This is a genomic window from Paenibacillus sp. J22P218, assembly GCF_056269195.1.
The window spans coordinates 1,048,560-1,073,253 of sequence record NZ_JBWDNL010000002.1 but is presented as its reverse complement, the minus strand read 5'-3'; the positions used below and the strand labels follow the sequence as shown (position 1 = coordinate 1,073,253).

The 24,694-nt window shown below is 46.6% G+C and carries 34 protein-coding genes; 1 reads left to right on the top strand and 33 read right to left on the bottom strand.

The genetic code is table 11. The features are described from left to right. Positions 1–370 precede the first annotated feature (370 nt). The 29 genes from AC0YN0_RS13965 to AC0YN0_RS13825 form a co-directional block, all read right to left on the bottom strand. Complete coding sequence (locus tag AC0YN0_RS13965) at positions 371–1,066, bottom strand: hypothetical protein (RefSeq protein WP_475821751.1); 696 nt, start codon at positions 1,064–1,066, stop codon at positions 371–373. Positions 1,067–1,077: 11 nt separating this feature from the next. Next, positions 1,078–1,716 carry a hypothetical protein gene (locus AC0YN0_RS13960; protein ID WP_475821750.1) on the bottom strand — a complete coding sequence of 213 codons (639 nt, stop codon included), beginning with the start codon at positions 1,714–1,716 and terminating at the stop codon, positions 1,078–1,080. Then, a complete protein-coding gene (locus AC0YN0_RS13955) occupies positions 1,713–2,891 on the bottom strand; it encodes a baseplate J/gp47 family protein (RefSeq protein ID WP_475821749.1) in 1,179 nt (392 codons plus the stop codon). Before AC0YN0_RS13955 ends, AC0YN0_RS13960 begins: the two co-directional genes overlap by 4 nt. Then, on the bottom strand, positions 2,878–3,243 hold the full coding sequence (locus AC0YN0_RS13950; RefSeq protein ID WP_475821748.1) for a DUF2634 domain-containing protein: 366 nt from the start codon (positions 3,241–3,243) through the stop codon (positions 2,878–2,880). The genes AC0YN0_RS13955 and AC0YN0_RS13950 overlap by 14 nt, the downstream gene beginning before the upstream one ends. Further along, positions 3,231–3,626, bottom strand: a complete 396-nt coding sequence (locus AC0YN0_RS13945; RefSeq protein WP_475821747.1) for a Gp138 family membrane-puncturing spike protein — start codon at positions 3,624–3,626, stop codon at positions 3,231–3,233. Before AC0YN0_RS13945 ends, AC0YN0_RS13950 begins: the two co-directional genes overlap by 13 nt. Next, entirely contained in the window at positions 3,623–4,411 is a 789-nt protein-coding gene (locus AC0YN0_RS13940; RefSeq protein ID WP_475821746.1) for a phage protein, read from the bottom strand. Before AC0YN0_RS13940 ends, AC0YN0_RS13945 begins: the two co-directional genes overlap by 4 nt. Next, positions 4,404–4,733, bottom strand: a complete 330-nt coding sequence (locus tag AC0YN0_RS13935) for a phage baseplate plug family protein (RefSeq protein WP_475821911.1) — start codon at positions 4,731–4,733, stop codon at positions 4,404–4,406. Before AC0YN0_RS13935 ends, AC0YN0_RS13940 begins: the two co-directional genes overlap by 8 nt. Continuing rightward, positions 4,730–5,251 carry a phage baseplate protein gene (locus tag AC0YN0_RS13930; RefSeq protein WP_475821745.1) on the bottom strand — a complete coding sequence of 174 codons (522 nt, stop codon included), beginning with the start codon at positions 5,249–5,251 and terminating at the stop codon, positions 4,730–4,732. The genes AC0YN0_RS13935 and AC0YN0_RS13930 overlap by 4 nt, the downstream gene beginning before the upstream one ends. After that, positions 5,251–7,677: a phage tail tape measure protein gene (locus tag AC0YN0_RS13925; RefSeq protein WP_475821744.1), complete on the bottom strand. Its 2,427-nt coding sequence runs from the start codon at positions 7,675–7,677 to the stop codon at positions 5,251–5,253. The genes AC0YN0_RS13930 and AC0YN0_RS13925 overlap by 1 nt, the downstream gene beginning before the upstream one ends. A gap of 46 nt (positions 7,678–7,723) precedes the next feature. Further along, on the bottom strand, positions 7,724–7,912 hold the full coding sequence (locus AC0YN0_RS13920; RefSeq protein WP_475821743.1) for a hypothetical protein: 189 nt from the start codon (positions 7,910–7,912) through the stop codon (positions 7,724–7,726). Then, positions 7,887–8,183: a hypothetical protein gene (locus AC0YN0_RS13915; RefSeq protein ID WP_475821742.1), complete on the bottom strand. Its 297-nt coding sequence runs from the start codon at positions 8,181–8,183 to the stop codon at positions 7,887–7,889. Before AC0YN0_RS13915 ends, AC0YN0_RS13920 begins: the two co-directional genes overlap by 26 nt. 32 nt (positions 8,184–8,215) lie before the next feature. Next, positions 8,216–8,614, bottom strand: a complete 399-nt coding sequence (locus AC0YN0_RS13910) for a phage structural protein (RefSeq protein WP_475821741.1) — start codon at positions 8,612–8,614, stop codon at positions 8,216–8,218. 12 nt (positions 8,615–8,626) lie between these two features. Continuing rightward, the gene (locus AC0YN0_RS13905; protein ID WP_475821740.1) at positions 8,627–9,631 is read right to left on the bottom strand and encodes a DUF3383 family protein; all 1,005 of its coding nucleotides are present in this window, start codon (positions 9,629–9,631) and stop codon (positions 8,627–8,629) included. Then, the gene (locus AC0YN0_RS13900; RefSeq protein ID WP_475821739.1) at positions 9,624–10,112 is read right to left on the bottom strand and encodes a phage neck terminator protein; all 489 of its coding nucleotides are present in this window, start codon (positions 10,110–10,112) and stop codon (positions 9,624–9,626) included. The genes AC0YN0_RS13905 and AC0YN0_RS13900 overlap by 8 nt, the downstream gene beginning before the upstream one ends. Then, positions 10,087–10,446: a hypothetical protein gene (locus tag AC0YN0_RS13895; protein WP_475821738.1), complete on the bottom strand. Its 360-nt coding sequence runs from the start codon at positions 10,444–10,446 to the stop codon at positions 10,087–10,089. The genes AC0YN0_RS13900 and AC0YN0_RS13895 overlap by 26 nt, the downstream gene beginning before the upstream one ends. 2 nt (positions 10,447–10,448) lie before the next feature. After that, positions 10,449–10,808 carry a hypothetical protein gene (locus AC0YN0_RS13890; RefSeq protein WP_475821737.1) on the bottom strand — a complete coding sequence of 120 codons (360 nt, stop codon included), beginning with the start codon at positions 10,806–10,808 and terminating at the stop codon, positions 10,449–10,451. Between the two features lie 110 nt (positions 10,809–10,918). Beyond that, positions 10,919–11,458 carry a phage head-tail connector protein gene (locus AC0YN0_RS13885; RefSeq protein ID WP_475821736.1) on the bottom strand — a complete coding sequence of 180 codons (540 nt, stop codon included), beginning with the start codon at positions 11,456–11,458 and terminating at the stop codon, positions 10,919–10,921. A 3-nt stretch (positions 11,459–11,461) separates the two neighbouring features. Continuing rightward, a complete protein-coding gene (locus AC0YN0_RS13880) occupies positions 11,462–11,686 on the bottom strand; it encodes a hypothetical protein (RefSeq protein ID WP_475821735.1) in 225 nt (74 codons plus the stop codon). 39 nt (positions 11,687–11,725) lie between these two features. After that, a complete protein-coding gene (locus AC0YN0_RS13875) occupies positions 11,726–12,880 on the bottom strand; it encodes a phage major capsid protein (protein WP_475821734.1) in 1,155 nt (384 codons plus the stop codon). A gap of 47 nt (positions 12,881–12,927) precedes the next feature. Further along, positions 12,928–13,524: an HK97 family phage prohead protease gene (locus tag AC0YN0_RS13870; protein ID WP_475821733.1), complete on the bottom strand. Its 597-nt coding sequence runs from the start codon at positions 13,522–13,524 to the stop codon at positions 12,928–12,930. A 1-nt stretch (position 13,525) separates the two neighbouring features. Continuing rightward, on the bottom strand, positions 13,526–14,806 hold the full coding sequence (locus tag AC0YN0_RS13865) for a phage portal protein (protein WP_475821732.1): 1,281 nt from the start codon (positions 14,804–14,806) through the stop codon (positions 13,526–13,528). A 14-nt stretch (positions 14,807–14,820) separates the two neighbouring features. Further along, the gene (locus AC0YN0_RS13860; protein WP_475821731.1) at positions 14,821–16,623 is read right to left on the bottom strand and encodes a terminase large subunit; all 1,803 of its coding nucleotides are present in this window, start codon (positions 16,621–16,623) and stop codon (positions 14,821–14,823) included. Continuing rightward, positions 16,604–17,089: a phage terminase small subunit P27 family gene (locus tag AC0YN0_RS13855; RefSeq protein ID WP_475821730.1), complete on the bottom strand. Its 486-nt coding sequence runs from the start codon at positions 17,087–17,089 to the stop codon at positions 16,604–16,606. The genes AC0YN0_RS13860 and AC0YN0_RS13855 overlap by 20 nt, the downstream gene beginning before the upstream one ends. Before the next feature lie 130 nt (positions 17,090–17,219). Further along, positions 17,220–18,518, bottom strand: a complete 1,299-nt coding sequence (locus AC0YN0_RS13850; RefSeq protein WP_475821729.1) for a PIN-like domain-containing protein — start codon at positions 18,516–18,518, stop codon at positions 17,220–17,222. A 32-nt stretch (positions 18,519–18,550) separates the two neighbouring features. After that, positions 18,551–18,925 carry an HNH endonuclease signature motif containing protein gene (locus tag AC0YN0_RS13845; protein ID WP_475821910.1) on the bottom strand — a complete coding sequence of 125 codons (375 nt, stop codon included), beginning with the start codon at positions 18,923–18,925 and terminating at the stop codon, positions 18,551–18,553. Positions 18,926–19,073: 148 nt separating this feature from the next. After that, a complete protein-coding gene (locus AC0YN0_RS13840; RefSeq protein WP_475821728.1) occupies positions 19,074–19,649 on the bottom strand; it encodes a site-specific integrase in 576 nt (191 codons plus the stop codon). Between the two features lie 527 nt (positions 19,650–20,176). Then, entirely contained in the window at positions 20,177–20,629 is a 453-nt protein-coding gene (locus AC0YN0_RS13835) for an ArpU family phage packaging/lysis transcriptional regulator (RefSeq protein WP_475821727.1), read from the bottom strand. Positions 20,630–20,677: 48 nt separating this feature from the next. Further along, on the bottom strand, positions 20,678–20,812 hold the full coding sequence (locus AC0YN0_RS13830; protein ID WP_475821726.1) for a hypothetical protein: 135 nt from the start codon (positions 20,810–20,812) through the stop codon (positions 20,678–20,680). Beyond that, a complete protein-coding gene (locus AC0YN0_RS13825; RefSeq protein WP_475821725.1) occupies positions 20,805–21,086 on the bottom strand; it encodes a hypothetical protein in 282 nt (93 codons plus the stop codon). Before AC0YN0_RS13825 ends, AC0YN0_RS13830 begins: the two co-directional genes overlap by 8 nt. A gap of 135 nt (positions 21,087–21,221) precedes the next feature. Here AC0YN0_RS13825 and AC0YN0_RS13820 point away from each other — a divergent pair, with 135 nt between their 5' ends. Next, a complete protein-coding gene (locus tag AC0YN0_RS13820) occupies positions 21,222–21,365 on the top strand; it encodes a hypothetical protein (protein ID WP_475821724.1) in 144 nt (47 codons plus the stop codon). Positions 21,366–21,479: 114 nt separating this feature from the next. Here AC0YN0_RS13820 and AC0YN0_RS13815 read toward each other — a convergent pair whose 3' ends face one another. From AC0YN0_RS13815 to AC0YN0_RS13800, 4 genes are read right to left on the bottom strand one after another with little or no spacing between them, the layout of a single operon-like run. After that, positions 21,480–21,851 (bottom strand): hypothetical protein, encoded by a 372-nt coding sequence (locus AC0YN0_RS13815; protein WP_475821723.1) that lies wholly within the window; start codon positions 21,849–21,851, stop codon positions 21,480–21,482. Between the two features lie 38 nt (positions 21,852–21,889). Then, on the bottom strand, positions 21,890–23,407 hold the full coding sequence (gene dnaB, locus AC0YN0_RS13810; protein WP_475821909.1) for a replicative DNA helicase: 1,518 nt from the start codon (positions 23,405–23,407) through the stop codon (positions 21,890–21,892). Then, positions 23,364–23,747, bottom strand: a complete 384-nt coding sequence (locus AC0YN0_RS13805; RefSeq protein ID WP_475821722.1) for a hypothetical protein — start codon at positions 23,745–23,747, stop codon at positions 23,364–23,366. The genes dnaB and AC0YN0_RS13805 overlap by 44 nt, the downstream gene beginning before the upstream one ends. Continuing rightward, complete coding sequence (locus AC0YN0_RS13800; protein ID WP_475821721.1) at positions 23,704–24,693, bottom strand: DUF4373 domain-containing protein; 990 nt, start codon at positions 24,691–24,693, stop codon at positions 23,704–23,706. Before AC0YN0_RS13800 ends, AC0YN0_RS13805 begins: the two co-directional genes overlap by 44 nt. Position 24,694: the final 1 nt, after the last annotated feature.

Genomic DNA, 24,694 nt, shown 5'->3' with positions numbered 1-24,694 from the left:
AGTTTTGCCCGTCGCGAAACTTAATATCTTGCCAGTTGTCGTCGCTCGCATGTTGATAGTAGCGTTAAGCCCGCTAACGGCCGCAACGCTAGAACCGACTATGAAGCTGCCGTAAATGTTTGCTACCCAGCCGGGGTTAGGATAGGTAAAACTTCCTGTAAACGCTGCTGCATCGAAGTCTAGGCAAGTTAGCGTACCAGTTAACGTAATTGTACCGCCGCCTGAGTTTGCGTCAAATATAGCGTTATCTGCGCTTGTCGGGACGGACGCGCCGCCACTCCCTCCCGACGTTGCAGACCAACGGGACGTATCTGATATTGTCCCCGCGCCGCCAACCCAATAACGATTAGCCATTTATCTGCCGCCTCCTTTAGATCGTTAATACCGTGTAATCTGGGTTAAAGTAAATTACGTCTGCTGTTTCGGCATGCCCGATAACTTGCACTCTATCGCCGGAAGCTGTCGGCAGCGTAGCAGTAATGCCGCCCGCGACTGTAGTCGAAGCATAAAGAACTTGGCCCGGCGTCCATGCCCACGCCGTATTACGGACGTATCCGCGTTTCAGAACCTTTCTCGTTCCGGTTCCCGTCTCTAGACACATGCCGACGACTGGAACTACTGAGTCGGACGTCGCAGCGCCTTTATTATGACCTGTCGGACTTAAATACAAGAGGTCGAAAACGTTACAAGATACAGCCATCGAAACGACTGCTGCCATCCCTTTATAGTTTCCGTTTACCATTCCCGTTATAGTTAATGTCTCTATAATCCCTTTCGCCGTCGTAACCGTCTCGCTAAATGAACCGGCCGAAAGAGAAGCGTGAAGTTCTGCGATTGCGCCAGCTACAACCTTGGATGTGGTCGGAACATTCGCCATGTCGCCAACGTCCACTTTCATTGCAGCCTTCTGTTGGATTTCGGAAAGCACTTTATAAATTCGATTAAACAGCCAGTTCAACCATCCTGCTGGCGGCTTCTCACCCGGCTTCCAACCCTCGTTTTTCTTATATTGAGGTGGCTCGACGCCAGAAGCAACCCATTCCGGCAAGTTCTCATTAAATGACATGTTTTAGCCTCCTAAATAGGTAAGTCAGGCGATGATGCTGGATCGAACACTGCTCCAAGCACGCCGCCTATTGTTTGATCATTATCAGCAAGTCCCTTTTCGTTATCGAATTCCTCTCCATCACTCCCCAATTCAAACGTACCTGTTAACTCGATTGCACCTACACGAACGCCAGCTGCAACAGTCCGTTGTACGATGCGAGCAAACTGCATAGGATTCATCCCCACGGCATTAAGCCGATCGATAGGAAGCTGAATCAAAGAGATTGTTGCAGGTTCAGGCGCGTAAGGGTCGTTATACATTTCGGAAATTTTAATTTCCTTGTACTCGACATTCAGCGCTGTTGCGAGTACGTGAATAATGGTATTAATATCGCCTGTCGATAGATTCCGAGCGATCTTCGATTTAATTAAAATGCGGTAAACTTCGTCCGGCGTCGCTCCGCGTGGCTGGACGACATTTTCTCCGATACGGTCCAGCGTTGTTCCCTCGGCTTGGTCAATATCGCGCCAATCACGGACCTTGTTTTGTACCGCTTCTAGCTTTGCGAGTTGGTCACTCACGATGCCAACGAGCTTGCCGATATTGCTGTTTGGCAATTTAACAAACACGTCTGTTAGACGTTTGAGCATTTCAAGCTTTGTTATCATCCCTCCATCACCTCAATGAGAGCAAATGAAGTTTGCGCGACCTGTTGTTGCGCAATAACTACATTTGTTGACTGCCACAATTCGCCGTCAGCAGATAGCTCGATCGTTACGTCTTCGACACCCGGCACGCTGTAAGCTGCTGCAATCATCCGTGAGAACACTACGTCTTCGCCCATATTTAGCCCAACGTAGAGCTGACCGGTGACGTCCTCGCCTCCGATATACTTCACGAAAGCAGATTTGACATCTCCTGCGCCGCCTGCTGGATACTTTGCATTTGTGAGGACAGTTGCGCGTATATAAATGGTAACCTCCTCGGCATAACTAAAACGCATAAGGTGTTCGTTTCCCGATAAGTCATTCACTGGAACGCTTACTTGCCCGTAAGGCTCAATTCCAGCAGCCTTCTTGTTTAAGATGGTTTGACCAATGGCATCCGGCATGCCTCCAAGTACATAGGCTTCAAAAGAAGAAGGAGGTCTTCCGGCAGCATCAACAAATTTCGTGTAATTCTCAATCACAACCGCAGCACGGACGCCCTCTGTTTGTAGCAATCCGCTTCGAATACTATCCAGCGTTCCTGCTCCGCTTCCTGCTGCCGATAAATCCCATTTATCACGAAGTTCTTGGTCCGTTTCATTTTCCAAGCCGCCGGATGTTGGCGATACGTTGGTGACAGCTATAATGTCAGAATCGGGGTTTGCCACAATTGAAATAGAACCAGCGCCGACATTTCCGCTTAGACCGGCCTCGTCGGCCTTAATCGTGGCGGTCGCAGTGCCGCTACTGTTAATCACGACTTCGTTCGTCGTTTCAAAGTAAATACCCATGGTCGTCATTGCGCGGAATCCTATCGGTATGACCTTTCCCTGCGTGCCCGTAATCAACAATTGTCCCGTTGCACGCTGAGCCTGCCTCCGCGATATTCCGACATATGGGGTGATTTTGTCTAAGCTGCTACCAGTAGCAGCATTTTTGTGCGCGCTATTGTAGACATCCTCGGAGTTCTGCCAGAGCTTAGCTAAAAACCAAGCGAACAAGCGCAAGATGATACCTAGCGGTGATCGTTCGGAGGTGTTTACTTTTTCACCAAACGCCTCGCGCGCTTTTTCTTCCATTTCAGAAAAAATATCTGCGAATCTCTCCCGTTTAAAACCGGTCTTATCCAATCCCATCCGTGATAACCTCCTCTCCATCTAAAATCGCGCCGTCTGTTCCCATTGCGCGAAAGGTTATCGTTAACGTGCGGTTGGAGCGGTTGCTTTGGAATGATATTTCCTCGACAGAGTGAATCCGCGGCTCTTGCATCAACGCTTCTCGTAACTCTTCACGCATAGCATCTTCGTTAGGCTGCTTTCCTGTGAAAATGTCCTGATCGATTCCCATCTCCGTATTAAGAAACCACTCCCCTTTACTTGTACCGATGGCGATCCGGCAGCATTGTGCCAGTTCTTCGTCGCCATCGATTACAACTAATTCGTGATTTTCAAACACGAGATCGCCACCCTGTAGTTTTAAAGACTCCATGGAAACACCCCTATAATAACAGCGTCGTTATGATCGTGCGTTCGATTGCTATCTGTTCGAACGACTTTTCCTGTTCGGGCATTTTTGATTTCCCGATCCGCACAAAGGACCATGACAACATCCCCTGTCTGTAAGGCCGGACGGTAAACCGTAGGAATAGTCGAGCCGCCAGCCAACCAACGTTGCCCAAGTGCTGGTACATTTTGAATGATGGCAGGGGTTTCATCGGTCGTTCGAATGAGGGGCTGCACACTAGCAAGACCTGTCCCGCTATCGAAAGAAGTGACCACGCAAGGAAACGCAACATGGATCTGGCTTGCCATCTTCTGCCCCCAACTCGTAAGCATTTTGGCTAATGCTGCAGCCGGGTCCGCTTGCTTCATAGAACCACCTCCATCTCTGTTGTGAAGTCCCCTGAATTACTAAAGCGGTGCGATCCCTTTCGAACGTACAGGCGACCGCTAAACGCTGAACAAGCTAAATCGATAACAGATGCTGTCGTAATTCGATACTGCAACTGAGATTTTGCATTATAGCCCTTGCTGCCGTCACTATCGAAGTACTCGGGTGAGCCAATCAATCCGGTATCGACAGATAAACGAAAACGGGCATCCGCGCCCTTCCGAAGATTTCTCACATAGAGCTTTCCTTTGTTGATATAAGCCTCCGTTTTGCAGTCAGCGGCGACATCGGATAAAATTTTGGTCACTTCGCCCTTAGCGGTGTATCCCTCGCTATAGCGGTAATCTTGCACCAAATCAAACTGAGCAATAGGGAGCCCGATATGCCGGGCCATATCTTTCATAATGTAACTGGCAAGTGTACCGGCAGCGTACGCCTTCTCCGTCAACTGCCGCTTTGAAAGATCCTCTGCATCCATCACGTAGATCGTCGTTACCTTCTCAGAGCCTTCACGCACGGTTTTCACTTTGGAAATAAAACCATGCAGAATTACACCGACATCGCCGCGATAGCCAGCATTGATGATCAGCGTTTGATTAACCTTCAATTGCTGGACGGTCGTAGCAGCCAAATTCCAAAGTTTAATCTCGCTCTCGTTCGGGAGCGGATCGTTATCAAAAGGAATCGTCCCTTCCATGGTGTACAGATCGTTTGAGAATTTCATGTGGTTTGTCATGATTTCGATTACTCGCCCGAAGTTAGCCATCGCCATCACCTTCATACAAAAATAAAAACACGCTCTCGGAAAGCGTGTTCCATGTTACCGTCTGACTATTCTCCGATTCATCATAGGGGATGATCGGGACAGCGGGAAAGCGATCATCTAGAACATCGCCAAATACCTGTACACCGTAGACAAGCTTCTCGCCAACAGCAAGCGTCTCGCCATCCCGTTCCAAATCCACTGTGAAAAAATCATACTCTTCGTTATAATGCACTTCAAAAGTGAAGGTTACTTCCTTGAGCGAGATATCAAAACGGTATGGAATCAGTTCTTTTTCAATCGGTATATACTCCAATCCACTCACTCCTCCGCCCATGGACTTCCTGCTTTGAATTTAACCTTCTTCGGTGCATCATCCTTACTACCTTTATCACTTGATGCAGGTTTCGTGCTCGCTTTCGTGCTTTTGGTCTGTTTGACTCCCGCATTCACGATTGGTGCTGCTTGCGACTTAACAGCAGGCGGAAGATTATCGACGTAGGAACGCTTTGCCGTTCGCACTTCCTTTAAACTCATCGAGAAGCTAAACCCGTTAGCGACTTTGTAATCATGCTTGGTTGAAAAGCTGGTGATTAGACCTGTAAAAGCGTTTCGACCCACATACTTTATAAGCGTACCGGTGCGCATCGCTGTGCGAAGCATCTCGCGGATTTGAGCGGCGTCATCACCTACGATAAAGCCGCTTATCGATAGAGTGCTTGGTTTGCGCTGGACATGGTCAGTCAAATCAATGCCTGACTCAACCGGTTGTGACGCAATATCCACTTCATAGCTCGGCGTTTCTTCCTCGACGAGCACGTACTGACCATTAAGCTTAGCCATTAAATCACCTCAACGATCCCCATCCGGCGGAGAGCAGATTCAACGGCATCTGCAATCGCTTGTTTAATCTTGGCTTCTACATCCGTATCGATTTGCGCGCCGGAAACATTGCCCTTTAAATCCATGGACAAGTCAATTTCTAAACGCTGTGCACTCCCGGATCGAGCTGGCGCAGATTCCGGTGTATACGTTGAAGCAGGAGCTGCCGACCATTGTTGCGGTGCAGTTATTTCCTCCGCCAAATCATTCGATGCGAGAGAAACCATTTTTTTTGTATCAGAAATGCCATCCGCTAATCCTTCGCCTGTGTAAAACCCGACTTCCATCATCACGCGCGAAGGCGAGTGGATACCAAGAAAGTCCTTGATTCCGCCTGTAATGCTACCGGCGATATCTTTGACTTTATTTACGACGACGTCCTTCATATTTAAAATGCCATCAATCAAGCCCTGTATGATGTTCATACCGATTTCCTTTAAATTGATGCCTTTGAAAAAGCCGACAATGCGATCCCATATGCTTTTAATCGTGTTCCAAATGGAATTGAAGGCAGATACCGTGAACCCTTTGATCTCATCCCAATATTTTATGATAAGGGCAACGGTCATGCCGATCGGTCCGGTCAAAACAACGAGGATCGTCAGCCCCCATTCTTTAAAGAAAGCAACAACGCTATTGAATATCGCGATGACGCCTGTCTTAAATAATGCCCACTTCTCCTGTAACCACGGACCAATGCTTCCCCAGTTTTTGAATATGAGGATTGCAGCAACGATAACTGCAACGATAGCAGCCACGATCCACGTAATTGGATTAGCCCAAAACGCCGAATTCAGCGCCCATTGTGCAGCTGTCATCGCCCAGGTCGCTACTGTTGAAATACCCATGACAACCTTTTGTGCGGTCCATGCTGTTGTCGTGGCCGTAATGGAAGCTACCGTCGCCCATCCCTGAATCGCGTACTTGACCATCGAAACAATGAACTTGCCTGTAAGAATGGCAGCCGTTTTCGTGGACGCAACACCCGTTTTAACGATGCCAGCAATAAAGCTGCCTGTCATTTTAGCTCCGCTGATTGTCGCCTGCACACCTGTTTTAATAATCGCAGGAAGGAATATCGCTGTAATGACTCCGGCCACTGCAAGAATGGTCGTCTTGTTCTCATCGATCGTACTCGTAAAATCTTGGAACGCTCCGACGGTTTGATCTTTGAAAGCTAGTATTGCTGGCGTAACTTCAACAGCCTTATCATATAGAAATTGGACTGACCGCCCCGCGATGTCCAACCCTTTGCCGAGTACATTTCCAATGACATCGCCAACCGCAGCGATCTGAGGTTGATGTCCAGCAATCCACGCGCCAAACTTATTCAGATAAGGCAGCAGCTTTTGCCCGATTGGTATCAAAATACCCGTTTCAATATGACGCTTGAAAAATTGAACCGAATCGCCAATGCTCGTAAAACTATTGTAGAGATTAGCCGCTGATCCTTTACTCTTATCGAAGCCGGTGTTCACGTCATCTAGCGCGCTGAATGCCTTGACACCTAGTTCCTCGAACATGGTTCCAAAGAGACCCACACCAATCGTGTTCTGCTCGATCGGATCAGCTACCTCCGACACCATCGATACAATGTCCTTGAATGCTTGCTTCGCTTCTGGACCACCTTTAGAGAAGGTTTGCATCATTTTTTCGGCATCCAAACCAAGCAATTCAAAGGATGTCTGAGCCGTGCCGCCAGCTTCGATGGAAAGGATAGAAAATTCGTTCATGGCATCGCCAAGTAAGTCGGTGTTTCTTGCCCCGGCTTTCAGGCCATTTTCCATGTATCCGAGTGTGTCCTCCATGGTAAAACCCATGCTGGCGAACGCCTGCGAATACTCGTTAATGGAATCCAACATGTCACCTTGGGTATCTACTCCGCGTGTCTGTCCCTGTGTGAGCAGGTTAAAAGCTTCCGTACTTGTGACCCCGAAGTTATTCATCGCCACGCTAACGCCTGCAATAGACTCCGTCACGTCACCGTCAAACGTTCTTGCATAAAGCATGGCTTCACGCGATGCGCTTTCCAAGGCGACGCCCGTCAGCCCTGTCGCCTTGGCAACGGCACTGATTGAGCCTCCCAAGTCTGCCCAATCCTCACCAAAGTTTTGGTTGTAGAGTTTTTTCGCAATTTCCCTTGTTTCTTCCATTTGCGCTGTTGTCTGATCGGTTGTCAGTTGCACATGCGACATCGCGCTCTCATATTCTGATGCGGCAGTTAAAGCCGCTGCCCCAATGCCGACAGCTACGGCGGCCGCTGCAAGCCCTAGCCCAACAACGCCTTTTGTTAACTTGGAAATTTTACTATCTGCATCGCTGATGCCTGCTGTATTCATTTTGAAACCAACTGCAAACATCAGATTGCCTATTATTCCGCCAGCCACTTGTAATCGCCTCCCTAAACAGCAAAATAGACGCCACGATGGACGTCTATTTCTTCTTGCTAAGCGCCTTCTGCTGCTCGATATGGATGTCTAACGCGGCATTTGCTTCCGCGATATCATCATCATCCATCAGGTCTAAATCACTGTACGAAATGGACATGTCCGATAACAGCAAGCGCCATATATGCCAGTTGCTGCGCGCGCGTTCCTTAGCCTTCTGTTTCGATATCGCCATCGCTTTCCTCGTCGTCTTGACCTGTAATGAAGTTGAATGCTTTGATTACGACTTCATTAAGCTCGCCATAGGATTCAAAACTTTCAATACGAAGCTTCGGCTCAACAACGACATGCTGGAGCATTTCATCCGCTAATTTTTCGTCAGACGGAACGCCATGCTTGTTTTTTACGCGATCCGTAATTTTCGTTACCGTACGAACTCCCGGATGCTGGAGCAAGTAGCTTGTTCCGCTTTTTGTCTCGATTCTCTTCTGTTTATAATTACTCATTTTCATCATTCCCTCTCTGTTTTCGAATGTTATTAGTTAAAGGCCATATCCATGCATTGGAACTCGTACTCCCGATCTTCCGCTTCATTGCCGTACGATCGAGCGGCTGGCTTCTTGACGAATGCTTGTGTCACTGTGACGATTTCTTTCGGCGGTCCAGCATTAATGATGGTAATAGGAACGAGCTCGCCTGTGTTGGCAAGCTTGTCCAAATAGGCGACGTGCGGACTGGTCGGCAGCAACGTGACTGTTGCTGTACCTAGCGGATTATTTAGCTTTGTGCGAATGGTATCGCCTTGCGCGCCTACCTTCACCTCAAAATTATCCTCGTCCTTCTCAATTTCGACCATAGACTCAGCAAAGCCGGTTAGATAAACACCTTTGACAATGACACTAACGGCCTTGGAATCATAAGTTGTTGCTTCTGACATCTAAATCCCTCCTTAGAATCGAATTGAACCGCGAATCGTAGTTTCATGGATAGCACCGGCCAGCTCAAACCAAAACGTACCGTCATTATAGACACGAGCTTCGCGATCTGCCGGATCGACTTCCGCACGGCCTTTGAATGTCGTACCGAATAGCGGAAGACCCTCCGCGTCAGCGGCAATCATTCCTTGATTGAATGCGCGTTGCAGAACAGTCCGTACAACACTTTCGATTTGCGCAATCCCGTTGTCGTCAAAGCTCACTTTCGGGGCATTGTTCAGCAAGGTTTGCACGCCATGCTCAATATTGAATTTGATATAATCTTTGGAATGAATGATATCGATGTACTCACCGGATAACGTTTTGCCCTCACTGGTCTGATTCTTTCCAGCTTTCGTGACATACGTATTGGCGCCGGCCGCGTGGATGTTATTCAGCTCCGTTCCGGAAATATCCATCGGTGCGATGCCTGTTAACGTCTTGAATTTCCATGTTACTGAACCGACTGGCGCTGAACCGGTTCTTCCGATCCAAGCTGCCTCTGGATAGTTCGCGATATTGGCGTGATAGATTACCGTCGATCGGCTGTATCCCGCTCCTTTAAGGACACCGACATCAACTAGATCATCCGATCGAACGAAGTATTCACGCGTATTATCTTGATCGATGGCCTCCGCGATCTCACCGATGTCATCAAGGTCTGCTGTCGTGGTAACGAGGAAATACCAGTCCTTCGTAAAGGCGATCTCCAGCACTTCGGCTAGTGTCTGTTCGGTTTCTCCCGTTTTTCGGCACATGATTGCAATCTCAGCTGGCGAATCATCGCCTTGATTCAGCAGCGCGAAGGCTGCCTTATATTCCTCCGTTGTTGGAGCAAAATCCACCTTTACCCCTTCCAAGTCCACGTATGTTTTATACGGCGAACCTGCAGCGCTTGCACCTAATATAAGCGGCTTCCCGAACCCCAGCTTAGGCGTTGGGCGCTCGATGTCAATAATGACATTTACATCCTTATTCAATTGACTCCACTCCTTTCAAATTGATCGACTCGAGAGGCTGTAAGACCTGTTCGATTCGATTTGTCGTTCGAAATTCGACATCAAATCCATTCCGACGCTCCCACTCATCCCCGATTTGGATATCACGGTTTTGTGAAGCGCCGACATTGACGACGACCAGCCCTGCTTCATCCTTTAGAAGCCAGTGGCCTGCCGTTAAAAACCAATCCCGCGCTCGGTTCGCTTGGGTTACACTGTCTAAACGATCCGTTGCGTAACTTTGGAAGGACACGCTAAGCGAGACAGGGCCAGATTGAATGAGGCGATCTCCAATCACCTCAGTAGCCATGTGCCCGATGGGGCTTCCTTCGTCCGTAAAGTCGTAGGTCATGAACGGATAAGGCGGCACTTTGCCGATCCCATTCATTTCAATGACACTGACATTCAAATGCTGAGACAGTCCTTCAACCATCACCTTACGGATCTGTTCGAATGGGATCATGCGTGCTCACCCGCTTCAATTGATATTCATTCACATTGCTATAACTGTTCCAATCCGTGACCGGTGAAACCGTATACTGCCTTCCGCCGTGTTCGATTACATCACCGGCTTGATGACGATGTGTCGTGAACAACATTCGGTCATCTTCGGTATAACGTCCGCCGTCGAGCTGCAACAGTTTTTCACCGATCGGCTGAATAGATCCGCGTAGCGGAACGCGCTCCGGCAGCGGACGCTGATATACGCCAACAGAATCATATGAACCTTCGCTTGGGCGAATCAGTATATACGGTAGTTCGTACTTGCGTAGGATACCGCTGAATCGAAACCGCATAGCTACCTCCTCCGTTTCGGAACAACGACAAAGACAATGGAATCTCGCAGTTCCTTGTCTGCGACTAACAGTTTTTTACCGGCTTTGCGACTTGCGTATATCGCTGAAAGACCGGGTTGTTTGATACGATCGAAGTTTTTAATGGTCTTTGACTGACCGATCTCACCAATTTCATCAAGTAAGGATTCTACCGATCGTTGTCCAAGCGCTATTTCTGTGACGCCTGTACGGACAAGCTTGCTAATAGCCGCCTGTGCTTTTTTCTTTCCTGTGCCAATGAATGATCGCGCTGGAATATTCATTTTCACACTGCCGTATTCATGAACACCTGCGATCATGGCAAGCTCTTCGCTTCCCTGCATGCCGATATGGACCTCTTTTCGTGTAAGAGGTCCTATTCGGTCTAGCAGTAAGGAGAGATCCATATCCCCTGTTACCGTCACATTTGCGCGCCTGTAACTTGTCCGGCGGCTCATATCCAGCGCCCCACATATGGCGTTATGAGTGAAATAACGGCGGACGGCAAACTCTCTTTTTCATCCGCATAGGTAACATTGATATTACCTACCCGCTCCGATTTGACACCGGGCTCCCGCAGCAAGGTTTGAGCATACAAAAGACAAGCAAGTTCCAGCGGTTCGGGGAGTGTTTTTGGAACATCCTCTGTCGCAGCGTCCGGCAGCACATACCCACCGATATAAGTCACTTTGATGTTGTGCTCACCGCTCGGCCAGCCACACGAGCGGTATAACCTGCCTTCCTCCAAAATCTCATATCCTATCACGGACAATTCACTAACGGAATGTACCGGATAGTTTCTGAGATTAACATATTTGGAGAATGAATCGCCGCTCAGTTGTTCCGTGTAGGATTGCTTTCGGAATTGTCGTTTGCAATATTGCTCTATGGCTGCTGAAGCTACTGCGATGTGTAGCGTGAGAAGATCGTCTTCGCTTGTATCCTCTAACGGCATTTGCAACACGCCTTTTAAGCGTCCGAGAGTCGTCAACATGGCTTACTTACTCTTGGCAATGATACCCACGCCGCTCAGCGCGGCAAGGATTTCATTTTGTTTAGTGGCAATGTCTTCTAGCGTTGCCTTAGATGGATCTGCGTGTTTTGCAATCGCAGCCGCTTGCTTGCCGTTGGCTTTTATCTTTCCGGTTGGCAATATGTCCAGCTCACCGCCAACGACAAACCGCTTGCCCTGATCCGAATAATTTTGGGTTGAATTACTCATCTCATTTCCTCCCTCAAGAGGGGAACGAGTCCCCTTTTTCTATGCGATTGTCAGTTGCCCGTAAACAACGGCTTCTTCATCGAAGTTCTGAACGTCCTCGCGCTGAATAGCACGTACATCCGTCGAGTTGCGGCCGAATGATTTGCCTCCAACGTTCGTTGATGCAATGGAATATTGTTGGCGGTCAAAGAGTACGATCGCTTCCTTCAAGTCACCGATGATGATTGGCGCTTTCGTCGCAACGGTTGGCAACCATTTGTTACCGATAACGACAACCGGCTTGCCGAACAACAGCTTCTGGGTAGGTTGTGTTGGGTTAGGCTGCAGCATGGCACGACCATCGCCGTCCTTTTGCTGGTCCAAGAAGTTAAAGCCGTCTTGGTTCGTCAGAATAATAGCGCCCAAGCTGATCGAAGGATCGAGCGTGACATTCAGCACCGTCTTAATGGCGTCAAGATTCGGCATCGCTACTTTCGCTTTCAGTTTCAGCAAATCTAAAATCAATTTGTTTCGCGTAACAACCGATTTCTTAGCAATCCACTTGGCAAGATACTGCATGAGGTTCTGATCGGTGTCCTGCAGCAGCGTGTTGGAAATAGGAAGAATGCCGCCGCGGTCTTTAATCGCATAGGTGATCGGTTTAAACTTCGGATTATCCATGTCGTCCAGATCCGTCAATTCATTGATATCTGCAAACGGTGTAATGTCTGCATTCGTTTCAATAACCCTTGATCCTGAACGAGCGGTCACCGGCTCAACCGTAACCAGCGTTTCGAGCGATACAAACTGACGTTTCAGTTCATGAATCATCGTTTGGATATCCTGCGGCACGATCAGTCCGCCGTCTTCGCCTACGCTACCTTGCATGCCAGCGCGGAGCTCTTCTACAGCACTGTCCACAAGCGCCCGCTCTTCTGCATTCAGTGGCTTATTTCGAAGTTCCTTTAGGAATGCGTTGCGGTATTGCGCTGCTTTATTGGCTTCATCCGTGCGTTGCTCCGGTTCTGCTGGGTTGGTTTGTCCTGGAGCATCCAACTCGCGCATCTCGACCATCAGATCAATTTGACTGCGCAAATTCTTCGCTGCATCTTTCGCTGCTCGTGCTTCTACCATCTTGCCTTCACCCGCTAAGGCGCGTGCTTCTTCCAATTTTGCTGCCAGCCTTTGGCGTAATTCGCGTTCTTTCTCGTCCATAGTGAACCTCCAATAGATTTATTTTGGAAATAAAAAAAACCGACATTCTAGCCAATGGCTAACAGGTCGATTTCGAATAACAATATTTCATTTTCAAGCTTTCGCTGCTCTTTCGTCGTGATGCCCAGCCCTTCAATGCTCCGCTGGTCCACTTCACTATCTGGGTATGCGGGAAACGGCGTTGGAGAAACTTCAAACAGATTAACGTCTAGGAGCGTTCGTTCATAAACGTCTTCCTCTTTCAAATACTGCCATGCATCCGAACGAACATTGAACCCGAAGCTCATCCCATCGACATCGCCCCGCTGTATCGATTCAAATGCATCTCTTCCCCATGTGCTGTTAGGTAAATCAATTTCAAAACGCAGTCCGGTATTGTCTTCGTAAAGGCGCAACGTGCTATTTTTACTCGAACCAAGAACGAAATCGCTACGATGATTCCATAAGGCCTTAATCGTATTTTCTTGCAGGCTTCGAAGGAAAGCTCCTTTGGCTACTCGCTCATAAAACTCGCCCCAAATTAATTGGCTGCGCTGGTTGAATTTAACGACATAACCTGCAATGCCAAGTGTTTCCCCTTCTTCAATCCCGCTTCGAATTTCAATCTTATCCGTATGCAGATATCGAACTTCCTTATCTCCCAAATTACTCACCTCCTTCCGGGGACTTACCTAATCCAGCTTTTAGCGCTTGGTATTGGTCCATCTTCTCAAGATTCACGTAGTTCAGGCTGACGAAATGCTTATCGCCTATCTCGCCAATGTTGTCCCGCTCCTCCAGCTCACGCACTTCGTTAATGGTGTACGCGCCCATCGCGATCATCTCGCGATAGTAAGCGGCTCTACTTGTGCTGTCTCCTCGAAGTTCACCGGAAACATTGTACTTGATGTAATAACGTTTCCGCTCCAGCTCCGTGAATAGTTTGTAATCACATTCCTGTTCCCAGTTAGTGATGATCGGCTGCAGCGTACTCTTCACGTACTCAAGTGATTGGTTTTCCATGTTGGAGAATTTCACATCGGTCAGTCCGAGCTTATAGCCCGGCACTTTGTAAATCTTCGCCACTTCCATGATGCCGAACTTGCTTGTCTCAATGAACTGCGCATCATTAAGCGGCATGCCAAGGTTCTGATACTCCATCCCCGCATCGAGAATCGCGATTCGATGCGCATTGTTCAAGCCGGAATTTGCTTTCTGCCACTCGTCTCGCGCCTTATCCTTCGCCGGCTTATCCAGCGTTCCGCCTCCGGGAATCTTCAATATGCCCCGCGTGGCCGTGCCGTTAGAATAAAACGAGCCTAGGAATTTACGTTGAGACTTTTGAACACCAAGCTCTTCGCGGATTACCGAAATCGGCGTAATACCCTTTAGGCCGCTTTTACTAATCCCTTTAAAATGGAGGACATCATAATGCTTGAGCTTGCGTACCTCTCCGCTTGGCAATGTCGTAACGTACCAAACCTCACCCGTTACCGAGTCGATATGGACATCCGTCTTCGATGGATCAAGCGGCCATAACGCTTTTGGCATGCCGTTGTATGGTCCGCTTGTTTCCCATTCAATGTTTGCGTACCCGTTTCCCCATACCGTGACATGCACCTGCATAAGCTCCTTAAAGACGTAGGCGCTCATATACGGGTTCGGACGCGTACCGAGTAACTTTGACACGGGATGACTGCTGTCGCGCTCTATGCCCCCGCCACGCTTCTTAAATACTTGAATCGGGAGCTTGCCGATATCCCCTCCAAGAATGGAGGCGCACGTATACACGTTGCTATTCAACAATGCGCTGTCATTCGTAATAATTTCGCCACTAGCCGTATTGGACACGCCAAATAGATCGAGCAACCATTGTGGCGGAGATAACAAACCGCCTTCCGATGATCGTCGATCCCATAAACGTTGTATAAGATTCCTTCTTTTCATAGTTCACCTCCCCGCTAGAAGGAAAAGTCCGCGTTCATAATGTGCTCGTTTAGATCGATCTTACCGGCGCCCACCATTGCTCGAACCATTGCATTAATGATGGCCGCAATAAGGTCAATGCGCTGGCTGTCGTCCTTGTGCTTTTTGGACAACTTGATATTGCCGTTGTTGTCCGATACCTCAACCGCATTCGACAAGCACCATGTAAGAAGAGGGCTGCCGTCATGGACGATGAGACCTTTGAGCACGAGCTCTCGGAAAAACTTGGTTGGCTCGCTAAGTGTCTGTACGCCTTGGCGTATCTCTACACGTTCGTACCCTTCCGCTTCAAGCTGCTGCGTGAAGTGCGAAGCGTTGTAGGGATCGTAGCAGACCTCCTTGATAAACCATGCTTCATCTTGTTCACGCTGTTGGATGTGAGCTTTGATAAAACTGTAATCAACGACCGATCCCGGTGTCAGCGTGCACCAGCCTTCTTCTTTCCATTGCCGGTACGGCACTCTGTCACTGTGCTCATGCTTCGTCGCTGTCTCCTCTGGCATAAAGCCGTGTGCGGTAACCGCATATCGACCGTCAGGCAAGCGGAACACATAACCCGAAGCCGTCAAATCCGTTGTCTTCGATAAGTCGAGACCGTTCCACGTTTCAAAACCACGAACCAAATCGAAAAAAGCGTCCCGCGACACGGCGAGCACTTTCCATTTGTCCATGATGCCGGACATGTATTTGTTTTCACTATCTGACTGCCAACGATTAACCCGCTTCGTTAAAAACTCGCGTATTTTAGCGGCGTCACCTGAATTATAAGCCTCATCGTGTTCGGCACGAATTTGCGCGCGCAACTCGCGTGAATATTCGTTGTCGTCCTGCAAGATCGGATTCGCCTTTACCCAAGTGGACTCGTCATGAGGATCGTCGCCCTTCTCAAGCTCACGAATCATGCAGTAGTACGTTTCGTTCATCGGGATTTCGCCGCGTAACATCTTGCAAAGAACATCGTACTCTCGCTTGCATGGACTGTTCTCGGAATCCTTTCCCGCCGTGCTAATAATTTGCATGAGTGACTGCAGCCGTTTACCAAAGCCAGAATAGGAAACGTCGAGAATCTCAGAAGTAGGATGTGCATGATACTCATCGATGATGACTAAGCAAGGAGCACCGGAGTCCTTATTCTTCGTGTCTTTCGATAGAGGTCTCATCCAACCACCGCGAGACTTATGCTCGACGTACGTTTTCTTGATGTTAAGCCTCTTCGAAATGTCTGGGCTGTTCTCGCCCATCTTAGCAGCGTCAAGCCATACCCGCTTAGCCTGCTGTTTATCGACGGCAGCGCACTCCACTTCGGGGCTGTCTTCATATCGTTTACGTGACGGATCGCCCGGCGGATAGATGCAATCGCCCATCATGCCGTAAAGGGCTAAGCCGGACATCTCGGTTGATTTAACATTCCCTCTCGCCCGCATGTGAAAAGCTTTACGGAAACGCCGCTTACCTGAATCCATATGAACCCAACCGTAGACGCAACCAATGTCGAACTTTTGGAACGCCTGCAGCTCAATTAATTCACCACTGAACGGGCCTCGTACATGGCGGCAACAACGTTCGAACCAATCAAATACGCGATCAGCCCTGCTCTCGTCAAATACGTACGGGAAATCGTCGGTCGCCTGTCGTTGCAAATCGTTCAAGTGCCGTCTACAAGCAAGAAACTCCATTTCGCAACTCGGACGAATACCGAGTACGATCTCGGCAGCGTAACGGGTTGTTGGATGCAGGTCCGTCCAATCGATATCTGTATCAATCGAAGAGGTCTGCATTCTCATCATCCTTGCCGTCAGCTTGCTTCTTCGCTAGTCGAGCGCGTGCCTCCGCATTAAGCCCCAGCTTGTTCGAGTACTGGAGAGCGATTCCCGAATAACGTTGGCTCATTTGTACATAGGCGTTAGGTACTTCTACTCCCGACTTGTTCGTTTCCGTATAGCCATGCGTATCTATCAGCCGGTTCATTTCCTGAACCTTAGAAACGGCATCACAGTAAATGCCAAGGACATCTTCGTCCACTTTATCCAGCACGCCGAATTCTTCCATATCTTTGACCGTTTTTCGCCATACTTTTCGAGCGGTATCGTCGAGCCAGTCAGGAATTTTTAACTTTTGCTTCTTTTTTCGCTCGAATTTATTGGCTGCTTCTGTTCGAGATTCGACTTCCTTCTTCGTCCAGTTTTTACCGCCGCCTTTCCGACCGACTCGCATATGCTGAAAATTAATTACAGAATTACCCATTTTAATCCCTCCCTTCATTCCCGATTCATCGACGGGGACATTTTTTTGCAATCGAGTCCCCCGCGGTCACTTTCTTATTTTTTTTTTTTTTTTGCTTACGGGGGGCTTGATAAAATAAAAACAACAACCATTATAGGTTGTCGTTTTTATTTCTGATATCAAACATAGTCATATATATTATTGAGAAATCCAAACCGAAATTTAAACTATTGAACCGTTCAGCAAACTCTAAACTATACTCAAATGGTTCAGGAGTTGAAACAAATACTAGTAATTCATCTTTAATATCTGATGAGTTTAACAAAGAGATGTTAGTTACTGGATGATCATAATATTTTGTTATCATCAACCGAATATGATCCAGTACTTCATTATCTGCAGGATCAAAACGAGTCCCAATTAAAGGATGGTGTAATTTTACTTTGACGAAATATAAGTGTGATTTATCTTTAATCTTAGTATTGTAATAGAATTTTTTAACTGTATTCTTTGAGAATATTTTATTTTTCTCACTTAAATCATCGTCCGTCTTCTTTACATCAACAATTTCTTGTATTGCTCGTTCTACATTCTGAGGACTCTCTTCAATAGACAAATGTGATTGAGCATATTTTAGAAATTGTTCTGTTTGATACATATAAAAAGTCTTCCCACTGCTAACATTACTAAATTCTTGTATTAAATCAGGTTGTGGTCCGCAATTTCTACCATTAATGATTTTCCACCAATCTGGTTTTTTGTCATCTGTAACTAATATTACTGATTTTACGTCTTCACTTTTCGAAAGTTCTAGTATCTGCGTCCAGTAGACATAATCACCGTATTCATTCTTGTATTGTAATCCATCATAATACGAAGTCTTATCTTTTTTATCTTTACGGTCCTCGTAACCAGGTGGTACTTTGTTATTGAACCTCAAATTTCCTACTTCATAAATTGATTCAAGCTCATCTTGCGTGTACTTACGACCAATCTTATTACCAATAGTTTTAGATAGGTCATCCTTAACCTTTAATAAGTCAGGATGACTACTTTTCTGTTCATCCAACTTTTTTTTGATTGATTCAAAAGTCGAGTCTAAATCTTGAATAATACCACTAACATCAATATTAGAATGCCTTAAATCTTTTAATTCTGTTTTTTGATCTAAGAAACGTTTTTCAATAGATAGTCTTAAATCGTTATATTTATTTTCTTGCTCAATGATTTGTTTTTGGAGATGTAAATGATATTCAACTGCGACATGATAAGGAATCCAAATTCGATCACTAATAATATTAAGTACCTTTAAGAGTAAATCCCTTGATTCGCTAGGATATCTAAAAAGATTTAATAATGAATTTGTGTCAAAAATAAATGTACATTCCCGCCATAGCGTTTTGAATTCTTCTTCATTTGGTGAATAGAAACCAGAAAACTGTTCTTTCATCACATACACACCTTTTCTTTCAAGTGTGCTGATTATACCATTTTATCCCACACACTTCTAGAAGGTTTATTTCCAAATCCTCCATCCTCTACTACAGTTTTAGTATCGTGACAAGGTTTACAGAGCGCTTGCCAGTTGTCACGCTTCCAGAATAGAACCTTATCGCCTTTGTGAGGAATAATATGATCCACAACAGTCGCCTCAACTACAAGCCCGCAAAGAAGACACTGCACGCATAGTGGATGCTTCTGCAAGAATCCTATTCGTTCTTTCCTCCAGTAGCTGTCATAACCTCTCTGTGCAGCAGTACCACGATAGCGATCATATCCCCTAGCTTCCTTTGCATGCACCTCACAGAAACGCTCTCTTGTAAGATTGCTGCACCCTACTTTTAAACATGGTTTCATAGGCGCTAACGGCATATTCCCACCTCTTTTATTCCCATGATATACGAACACTTTGTGTCCGTTTGAGTTACCCATAATGGACATTGTGTCAAACTCGGGCACAAGCTATTTCTCTTACAGCCACGAGCTATACGATCATTTATAAAATTCAGTTACACCTACCCGCAATATGGCGAACTCGGCCAATTTTAAAGTTCTTCATCGAGCTATCCATTGTCTCTTGTAACTCCCCAATATAGCGTAACGTGATCTTCTCTGAAGAGTGGTTAAAATGGTTCATGAGGAGCGCGATATCCTTATATTGTCGATAGTGGAAATAACCAAATGTCTTCCTAAGAGTGTGACAGCCGATCTCATCAAGATGGAATTCGTTAGCGATATCTCGCATGATCTTGTATGCCATTGAACGGCCAATCGGTCTATTAATACCTTGCCTGCTTTGAAACAGGTATTCGTGCGGCTGCATCTTCTCGACATAGTCTCGGATTGCTTGCTTCAATTCAGGAGTGATCTTGATACGCTTTTCCTTGTTTGTCTTCTTCTCCCGAATGCTTATATGGCTACCGATAACATCACGGACGCGAAGCTTTAGGAAGTCGCTCACGCGATATCCTGTATTAATGCCAGTCAGAACAAACATATAATTCCGCGTGTTCGATTGCCATAAATAATCCATTATGTCCTCAAGCAGTTCCTCATCCGTGATAGGCTGAACCGTATTCAATGAATCACTCCTTTCTATCAGCATGTAATTTCACAAACGCTTGGGAATACCCTATAAGGAGCACTACCCTACGGATCTGTTCCTCTCTCAATAGTCATCAACTACATATTGAATGAGGTGAAACTATGTGATGCGTAAATCTCCGTTATTCACAATGAACATCCTTGTCTCCGCTCTTTCCGATTGCGAGGAGCTGGAGCAGCATGCCTTGCTAATTTCCTAATGAACCACCTATACAGTTTTTTCATGTGGCTTCACTCTTTCGTCTTTAATACAGGTTCGAGGTTTGAAACAAAGCTGTTTCGTTCCTTCGAAGCTGCCCCATATGCAACCCCGGCATTTGACCGGCTGCAGGTGCTTATTGCTATCCATTGGTTTACTCCGAGAGTAACGCAAGCCGGTCACCGCCTTTCTTAGCATAGGAAAAGGGCCGCCCAATTGGACGACCCTTCAACATTTGTTCCATGATCTAACAATAACACACTTTTTCGCAACTTATCGGCCACAGAGCGGACGTAATGCGGACATCATTTTTCTTCATCCAGTAGGACGAGCACTCCAAGTGAACTAGCAAGCCGATAAATCGCGACAGACTTGAATCGTCTATAATGCCGATCGCTGTATCCAAGTTCCGACGCTACAGTGCAATCCATTACGTTGTCATCCTCAAGATACCTAATCTGAATGAGCCGTTTTTGTCTCGTGCCTAGTCGACCAACAGCTTTATCAACTCGCTCAATGTGGCGACGGCGACGTTCCATTTCATCGACGGTCTTTGTGGCGATATTGCCTGTTTGATCGCTCGTCATCCCCGTATTGCTTCGTGGCATATCGCTATAACTAGCAACCATTGATGGAATGTCTGGGATGTACTCGGTGACTTTGTATTCCCTTGCCAATTGTAAGCACTTCTCAACCTCTTCTCTTGTTGCTTCTTCGTCGACTTTATAGATATTTAAGGATAATTGTTGTATAGCCATTTCCTCATTCCCATCCACGTCCGTTCCCAAACAGAGGCCGGAGGTTTTTTATTTTGCTTTTTCTCTTAATTCCTCGGCAGCCTGCAATATCTCTTCCGGCGACTGCTCGGACACCCTAACAATTTGACCGTTTTCGCTTCGTGCCACCCAAATTAGCTCTCGCTTCCATTTGCCGCTATTCACTGAAAACCTCCAATTTCATTTTTTTAGACTTTGAAACCCATGCAAATCCGATTCCGCCTCTTGTTGTAGGTTTCTCGATTAAGTAAGCATATCCTTTTGGTACATACTCGCCGACAACTATCTGCAGCTCGCCGTGTCGGGTTCGCACTATCGATAGTGCCGCCATTGCTGCGTGCCTGGATACATACATCTTCACCCGTTCTATACGTTTGCCCGATTTTATGATTGGAGTGAGCTGGTCCTCAATCAATTGCAGTGCCTTAGCACTAACCATCCATGATCGCCCCTCCCATGATCCTCAATATTCAGCTTGATCACGTTCATCATCAAAATACTCAGTGCATATATAATGGTCAGTCCGGAAATAATAGTAGTGCGAATAATTTGGTAAATTAAGGAGGAATTAGATATGGACCGTTATGACCGTACATCTACCAATGAATCTGATGGACAAAAATTTTATGGTTACGATAGCGATGATGGTAAAACTGATTGGTATACAGAAGATGGTGTTTTGGATTCTAGAACCTCAACTCCATCTGATGATGATTAGTAACCATTTTTTTTGAGAGTGAGCGCCGTCACGGGAATCAATCCGGGCGGCTGTTTTTTTGCCTGAAAGCAATTGCACTAATCGCCATGTTTAACTCCTTATGTCCTTCAGTATTCAATATGTTGTATCAGGCTTCTCCATGAGATAACGTGTCAATTCATCAGGATACTTGCCGTCTTGGAAGAGATTTTTATTCTCGAAGCAAGTCCCGATCTCCGTTTTATAAGTGACGAGCATATCCGGCGTCACGCCCATTAGCTTCTTTCGACAAATCGAAATATTGTTCGGCTTCGGTGAGTAGTGTCGGCATTCTCGGCAAGGTCTCGTTTCACAAGCTAATTCATTTTCAAGAAGAATATTTGCTTTCGAATCATCGATCGGTTCGAGTCCGAATTGGGCACGAGCTTGGTTGACCGTCATATTACCACTTTCAATTAAGTTCACCATTTCCGCTACCAACCTAGCGTACTCTCTTTTGTGTTCCATACCTTTCATCTCCTTTCATCCAGACACTTGATCTTTACCTATGAAGCCTTTCTCGCTTCTTCAATCGCTCGATTTATTCGAGCCATCAGCTCGTTACTGCCGCCGCGATCGGGATGATATTTCTTCGCCAGCTCGCGATAAGCTTTTTCGATTTCAGCAGAGGTTGCGCTTTTCAACACGCCAAGCACTTTCCACCATGAATCGTTGATGTCTTGCTTTTCCTCGTGATGCGATCTGTCCAGATTGACGAATTTATTGAATTGTTTCAGGAATACCAATTCTACCGTTCCAACAGGTCCATTCCGCTGCTTGGCAATAATGATTTCGATAATGTTCTTCTTCTCGGACTCTTTATCGTAATAGTCATCGCGGTACAGGAAAGCGACAATATCAGCATCTTGCTCAATCGATCCCGACTCTCGCAAGTCGGACATCATCGGGCGTTTATCTTGCCGTTGCTCTACTCCACGGCTTAACTGTGATAACGCAATAACCGGTACATCAAGTTCTCTCGCAATCTGTTTCAAGATCCGTGAGATATAAGACACCTCTTCTTGCCGATTTGATCCAATGCCTGTTATGAGCTGCAAATAATCGATAAGGATCATGCCCAATCCATGTTCGCGCTTTATCTTCCGGCACTTGGCTCGAATCTCGGAAACGGTAATGCCCGGCGAATCGTCGATGAAAATTGGCAGATCGGCAATTCTTCCACTCGCAATCGCAAATTTCTCCCAATCGGAATCGGTTAGTCGTCCAGTCCGAAACCGGAGCGAGTCGATATTGCCGTCTGCGCATATCATCCTTCCGACAAGTTGCTTATTGGACATTTCTAGCGAAAATATTGCGACTGCGTCTTTAATCGCCTCTGCCGCATTAACTCCAATGTTTAAGGCTAGTGCTGTTTTACCCACTGACGGCCGCGCAGCTATAATAATCAAATCGGACCGCTGGAATCCGGCTGTCATTCTATCCAAATCCACGAAACCGGACGGAACACCTGTGACCTCTCCGTTTGGATTATCAGCCTTGGCTTCCATGTCCTCGTAAACTTCGAAGATGATGTCCTTCACCGATCTGTACGCCTTCTGTGTAACGGCATTGTCGGCCAACGACTCCATCTTCACTTGCATCGATGTAATGATTTCAGTAGGGTCATCTAACTGCCTAGCCCTTTCAATACCGGCGTAAAAATCAGCAATGATTTCCCTTTGAGTGAATGCAGTTTTCACTAGCTTGATATAATGGCTGACGCTAGAAGCTGAGGGAACAGAGCTAGCTAGTTGCGACATGTAGTGAACAGACTCCCCGTCATTAAGCCACCCTTTGACTCGCATTCTCTCAGTGACGGTGATTATATCAACGGATTGCCCTTGCTCAGCTGCGTCCTGCATGCACTTAAATATCCGCCTGTGCGAAGGGCTATGAAATTCGCTTGAGCGAAGCTCACCCAGCGCTGTGTCGGCTGCTTGCTTACTGATCAGTATCGAACCTATTACAGCTTGTTCGGCTTCAAGATTCTGTGGCAATGGCTGCTGGTCCGGATAGTTTTCTATCGGTGGCGGATAATCCAATTCGCTTCTTAGCCTCCTTTACCGAATCCGGCATGCGGATAAAATTGTCATTGTCACGGTCCTTTAACATGATTAGCGTCTGAGTTGCGTCAAGCACGGCCGGACCTGCTACTTTCTGAATGGATGTCGCGGCCAGCACTCCAGCACGCGGCGCCCATTCATTTGCTGGATTAAGAGCATAAGCATCAAGGTTAGCGGAAGCTTGCTCGAACGGCACATGCTCGAGTAGCCGATGCCACTCTTCGACGGTAATATCGTCGTAAGGGAAATTGAATAAATTAGCCATTCGTAAGAACAGCACTCGAATCTCTGATTCTTTCACGTTCCTGTGCCTCCTTAATCTTTTGGGCTGCAGCTTGGTTTTTGTCAGACAAGCCTTGATTTGTGCCTGACTTGCTCCCTTTCCCTTTTGCTTTGCTCATTCTCAAACACAAATCCGTGTACTTCTCGCGAAGCTTCTCAGGGCTTAACACGTTTCCTTGCCAAAATGAATCAGCTATGGTCCAACGGATTACGTCTCCTACCTCTTCCTTTGGTCGCTTATCGAGTTCAATAATCTTCCTGAAATCGTCAGCCCATTTTTGGAGGTTCGAATGTTGAATAAGGTGTGCCTTGCCGATCGTTTCAACGTAGCCCATTAGCAGCTCGTGAAAATATGAGGCCATTTGATAATAGGGGTCGTCCTCGGCATACGATCTTGATTGCCGAGAAGGAGTCTTTACTATCTTTTTATCACTCTCCTTCTCCTTCTCTATCTCCTTCTCTATTTGTGTACTTTCTGCAAACGTATTGCTTACCTTAACTCGGTTAATGTATTCATTTACTCGGTTTCCGTTGGAATTTATTAATACGATGGGATAGCTAACCTTATCCGCCGCTTCCTGCAAATCGATTAACGTGTACTCGTCAATGAAGGTAATGCTTTTACGTCTTTTCGAAGCTCCGATGTATCGATTTTGAATGCCGCGAGAAGTAAGAATGCGGTAATCATCAAAACACTTTTGATCGAAAAAACCCCATTTAATGCATTCAATAACCAAGTTATTTACTGTTTTAATGTTTACATTTACTCGGTTACTGAATACATATTGTTCACGTTCAGACCATGGATAGAAGTATCCATTCTTGTATATTTCGGAGAGTAATCTGACGATTACTCCAAAGCCTTCCATGCCATACTTGCCCAGAACAACTACCAATTTATCATCTTGGTCTATATCAACATCTAACGGAAAATAGTCTAGCCCCTCTTTGATAGGACGTGCCAAT

Bases quoted from the DNA above. Each gene is read 5' to 3' on its own strand.
- AC0YN0_RS13865 (WP_475821732.1), bottom strand. From the start codon at position 14,806: ATGAAAAGAAGGAATCTTATACAACGTTTATGGGATCGACGATCATCG.
- AC0YN0_RS13955 (WP_475821749.1), bottom strand. From the start codon at position 2,891: ATGGGATTGGATAAGACCGGTTTTAAACGGGAGAGATTCGCAGATATT.
- AC0YN0_RS13835 (WP_475821727.1), bottom strand. From the start codon at position 20,629: ATGGCTATACAACAATTATCCTTAAATATCTATAAAGTCGACGAAGAA.
- AC0YN0_RS13825 (WP_475821725.1), bottom strand. From the start codon at position 21,086: ATGGTTAGTGCTAAGGCACTGCAATTGATTGAGGACCAGCTCACTCCA.
- AC0YN0_RS13910 (WP_475821741.1), bottom strand. From the start codon at position 8,614: ATGTCAGAAGCAACAACTTATGATTCCAAGGCCGTTAGTGTCATTGTC.
- AC0YN0_RS13845 (WP_475821910.1), bottom strand. From the start codon at position 18,925: ATGAAACCATGTTTAAAAGTAGGGTGCAGCAATCTTACAAGAGAGCGT.
- AC0YN0_RS13940 (WP_475821746.1), bottom strand. From the start codon at position 4,411: ATGGCTAACTTCGGGCGAGTAATCGAAATCATGACAAACCACATGAAA.
- AC0YN0_RS13885 (WP_475821736.1), bottom strand. From the start codon at position 11,458: ATGTTGACGACTCTCGGACGCTTAAAAGGCGTGTTGCAAATGCCGTTA.
- AC0YN0_RS13850 (WP_475821729.1), bottom strand. From the start codon at position 18,518: ATGAAAGAACAGTTTTCTGGTTTCTATTCACCAAATGAAGAAGAATTC.
- AC0YN0_RS13930 (WP_475821745.1), bottom strand. From the start codon at position 5,251: ATGGCTAAGCTTAATGGTCAGTACGTGCTCGTCGAGGAAGAAACGCCG.
- AC0YN0_RS13915 (WP_475821742.1), bottom strand. From the start codon at position 8,183: ATGAGTAATTATAAACAGAAGAGAATCGAGACAAAAAGCGGAACAAGC.
- AC0YN0_RS13890 (WP_475821737.1), bottom strand. From the start codon at position 10,808: ATGCAGGGAAGCGAAGAGCTTGCCATGATCGCAGGTGTTCATGAATAC.
- AC0YN0_RS13820 (WP_475821724.1), top strand. From the start codon at position 21,222: ATGGACCGTTATGACCGTACATCTACCAATGAATCTGATGGACAAAAA.
- AC0YN0_RS13815 (WP_475821723.1), bottom strand. From the start codon at position 21,851: ATGGAACACAAAAGAGAGTACGCTAGGTTGGTAGCGGAAATGGTGAAC.
- AC0YN0_RS13880 (WP_475821735.1), bottom strand. From the start codon at position 11,686: ATGAGTAATTCAACCCAAAATTATTCGGATCAGGGCAAGCGGTTTGTC.
- AC0YN0_RS13860 (WP_475821731.1), bottom strand. From the start codon at position 16,623: ATGCAGACCTCTTCGATTGATACAGATATCGATTGGACGGACCTGCAT.
- AC0YN0_RS13945 (WP_475821747.1), bottom strand. From the start codon at position 3,626: ATGAAGCAAGCGGACCCGGCTGCAGCATTAGCCAAAATGCTTACGAGT.
- AC0YN0_RS13875 (WP_475821734.1), bottom strand. From the start codon at position 12,880: ATGGACGAGAAAGAACGCGAATTACGCCAAAGGCTGGCAGCAAAATTG.
- AC0YN0_RS13960 (WP_475821750.1), bottom strand. From the start codon at position 1,716: ATGATAACAAAGCTTGAAATGCTCAAACGTCTAACAGACGTGTTTGTT.
- AC0YN0_RS13920 (WP_475821743.1), bottom strand. From the start codon at position 7,912: ATGGCGATATCGAAACAGAAGGCTAAGGAACGCGCGCGCAGCAACTGG.
- AC0YN0_RS13855 (WP_475821730.1), bottom strand. From the start codon at position 17,089: ATGGGTAATTCTGTAATTAATTTTCAGCATATGCGAGTCGGTCGGAAA.
- AC0YN0_RS13900 (WP_475821739.1), bottom strand. From the start codon at position 10,112: ATGATCCCATTCGAACAGATCCGTAAGGTGATGGTTGAAGGACTGTCT.
- AC0YN0_RS13895 (WP_475821738.1), bottom strand. From the start codon at position 10,446: ATGCGGTTTCGATTCAGCGGTATCCTACGCAAGTACGAACTACCGTAT.
- AC0YN0_RS13950 (WP_475821748.1), bottom strand. From the start codon at position 3,243: ATGGAGTCTTTAAAACTACAGGGTGGCGATCTCGTGTTTGAAAATCAC.
- AC0YN0_RS13965 (WP_475821751.1), bottom strand. From the start codon at position 1,066: ATGTCATTTAATGAGAACTTGCCGGAATGGGTTGCTTCTGGCGTCGAG.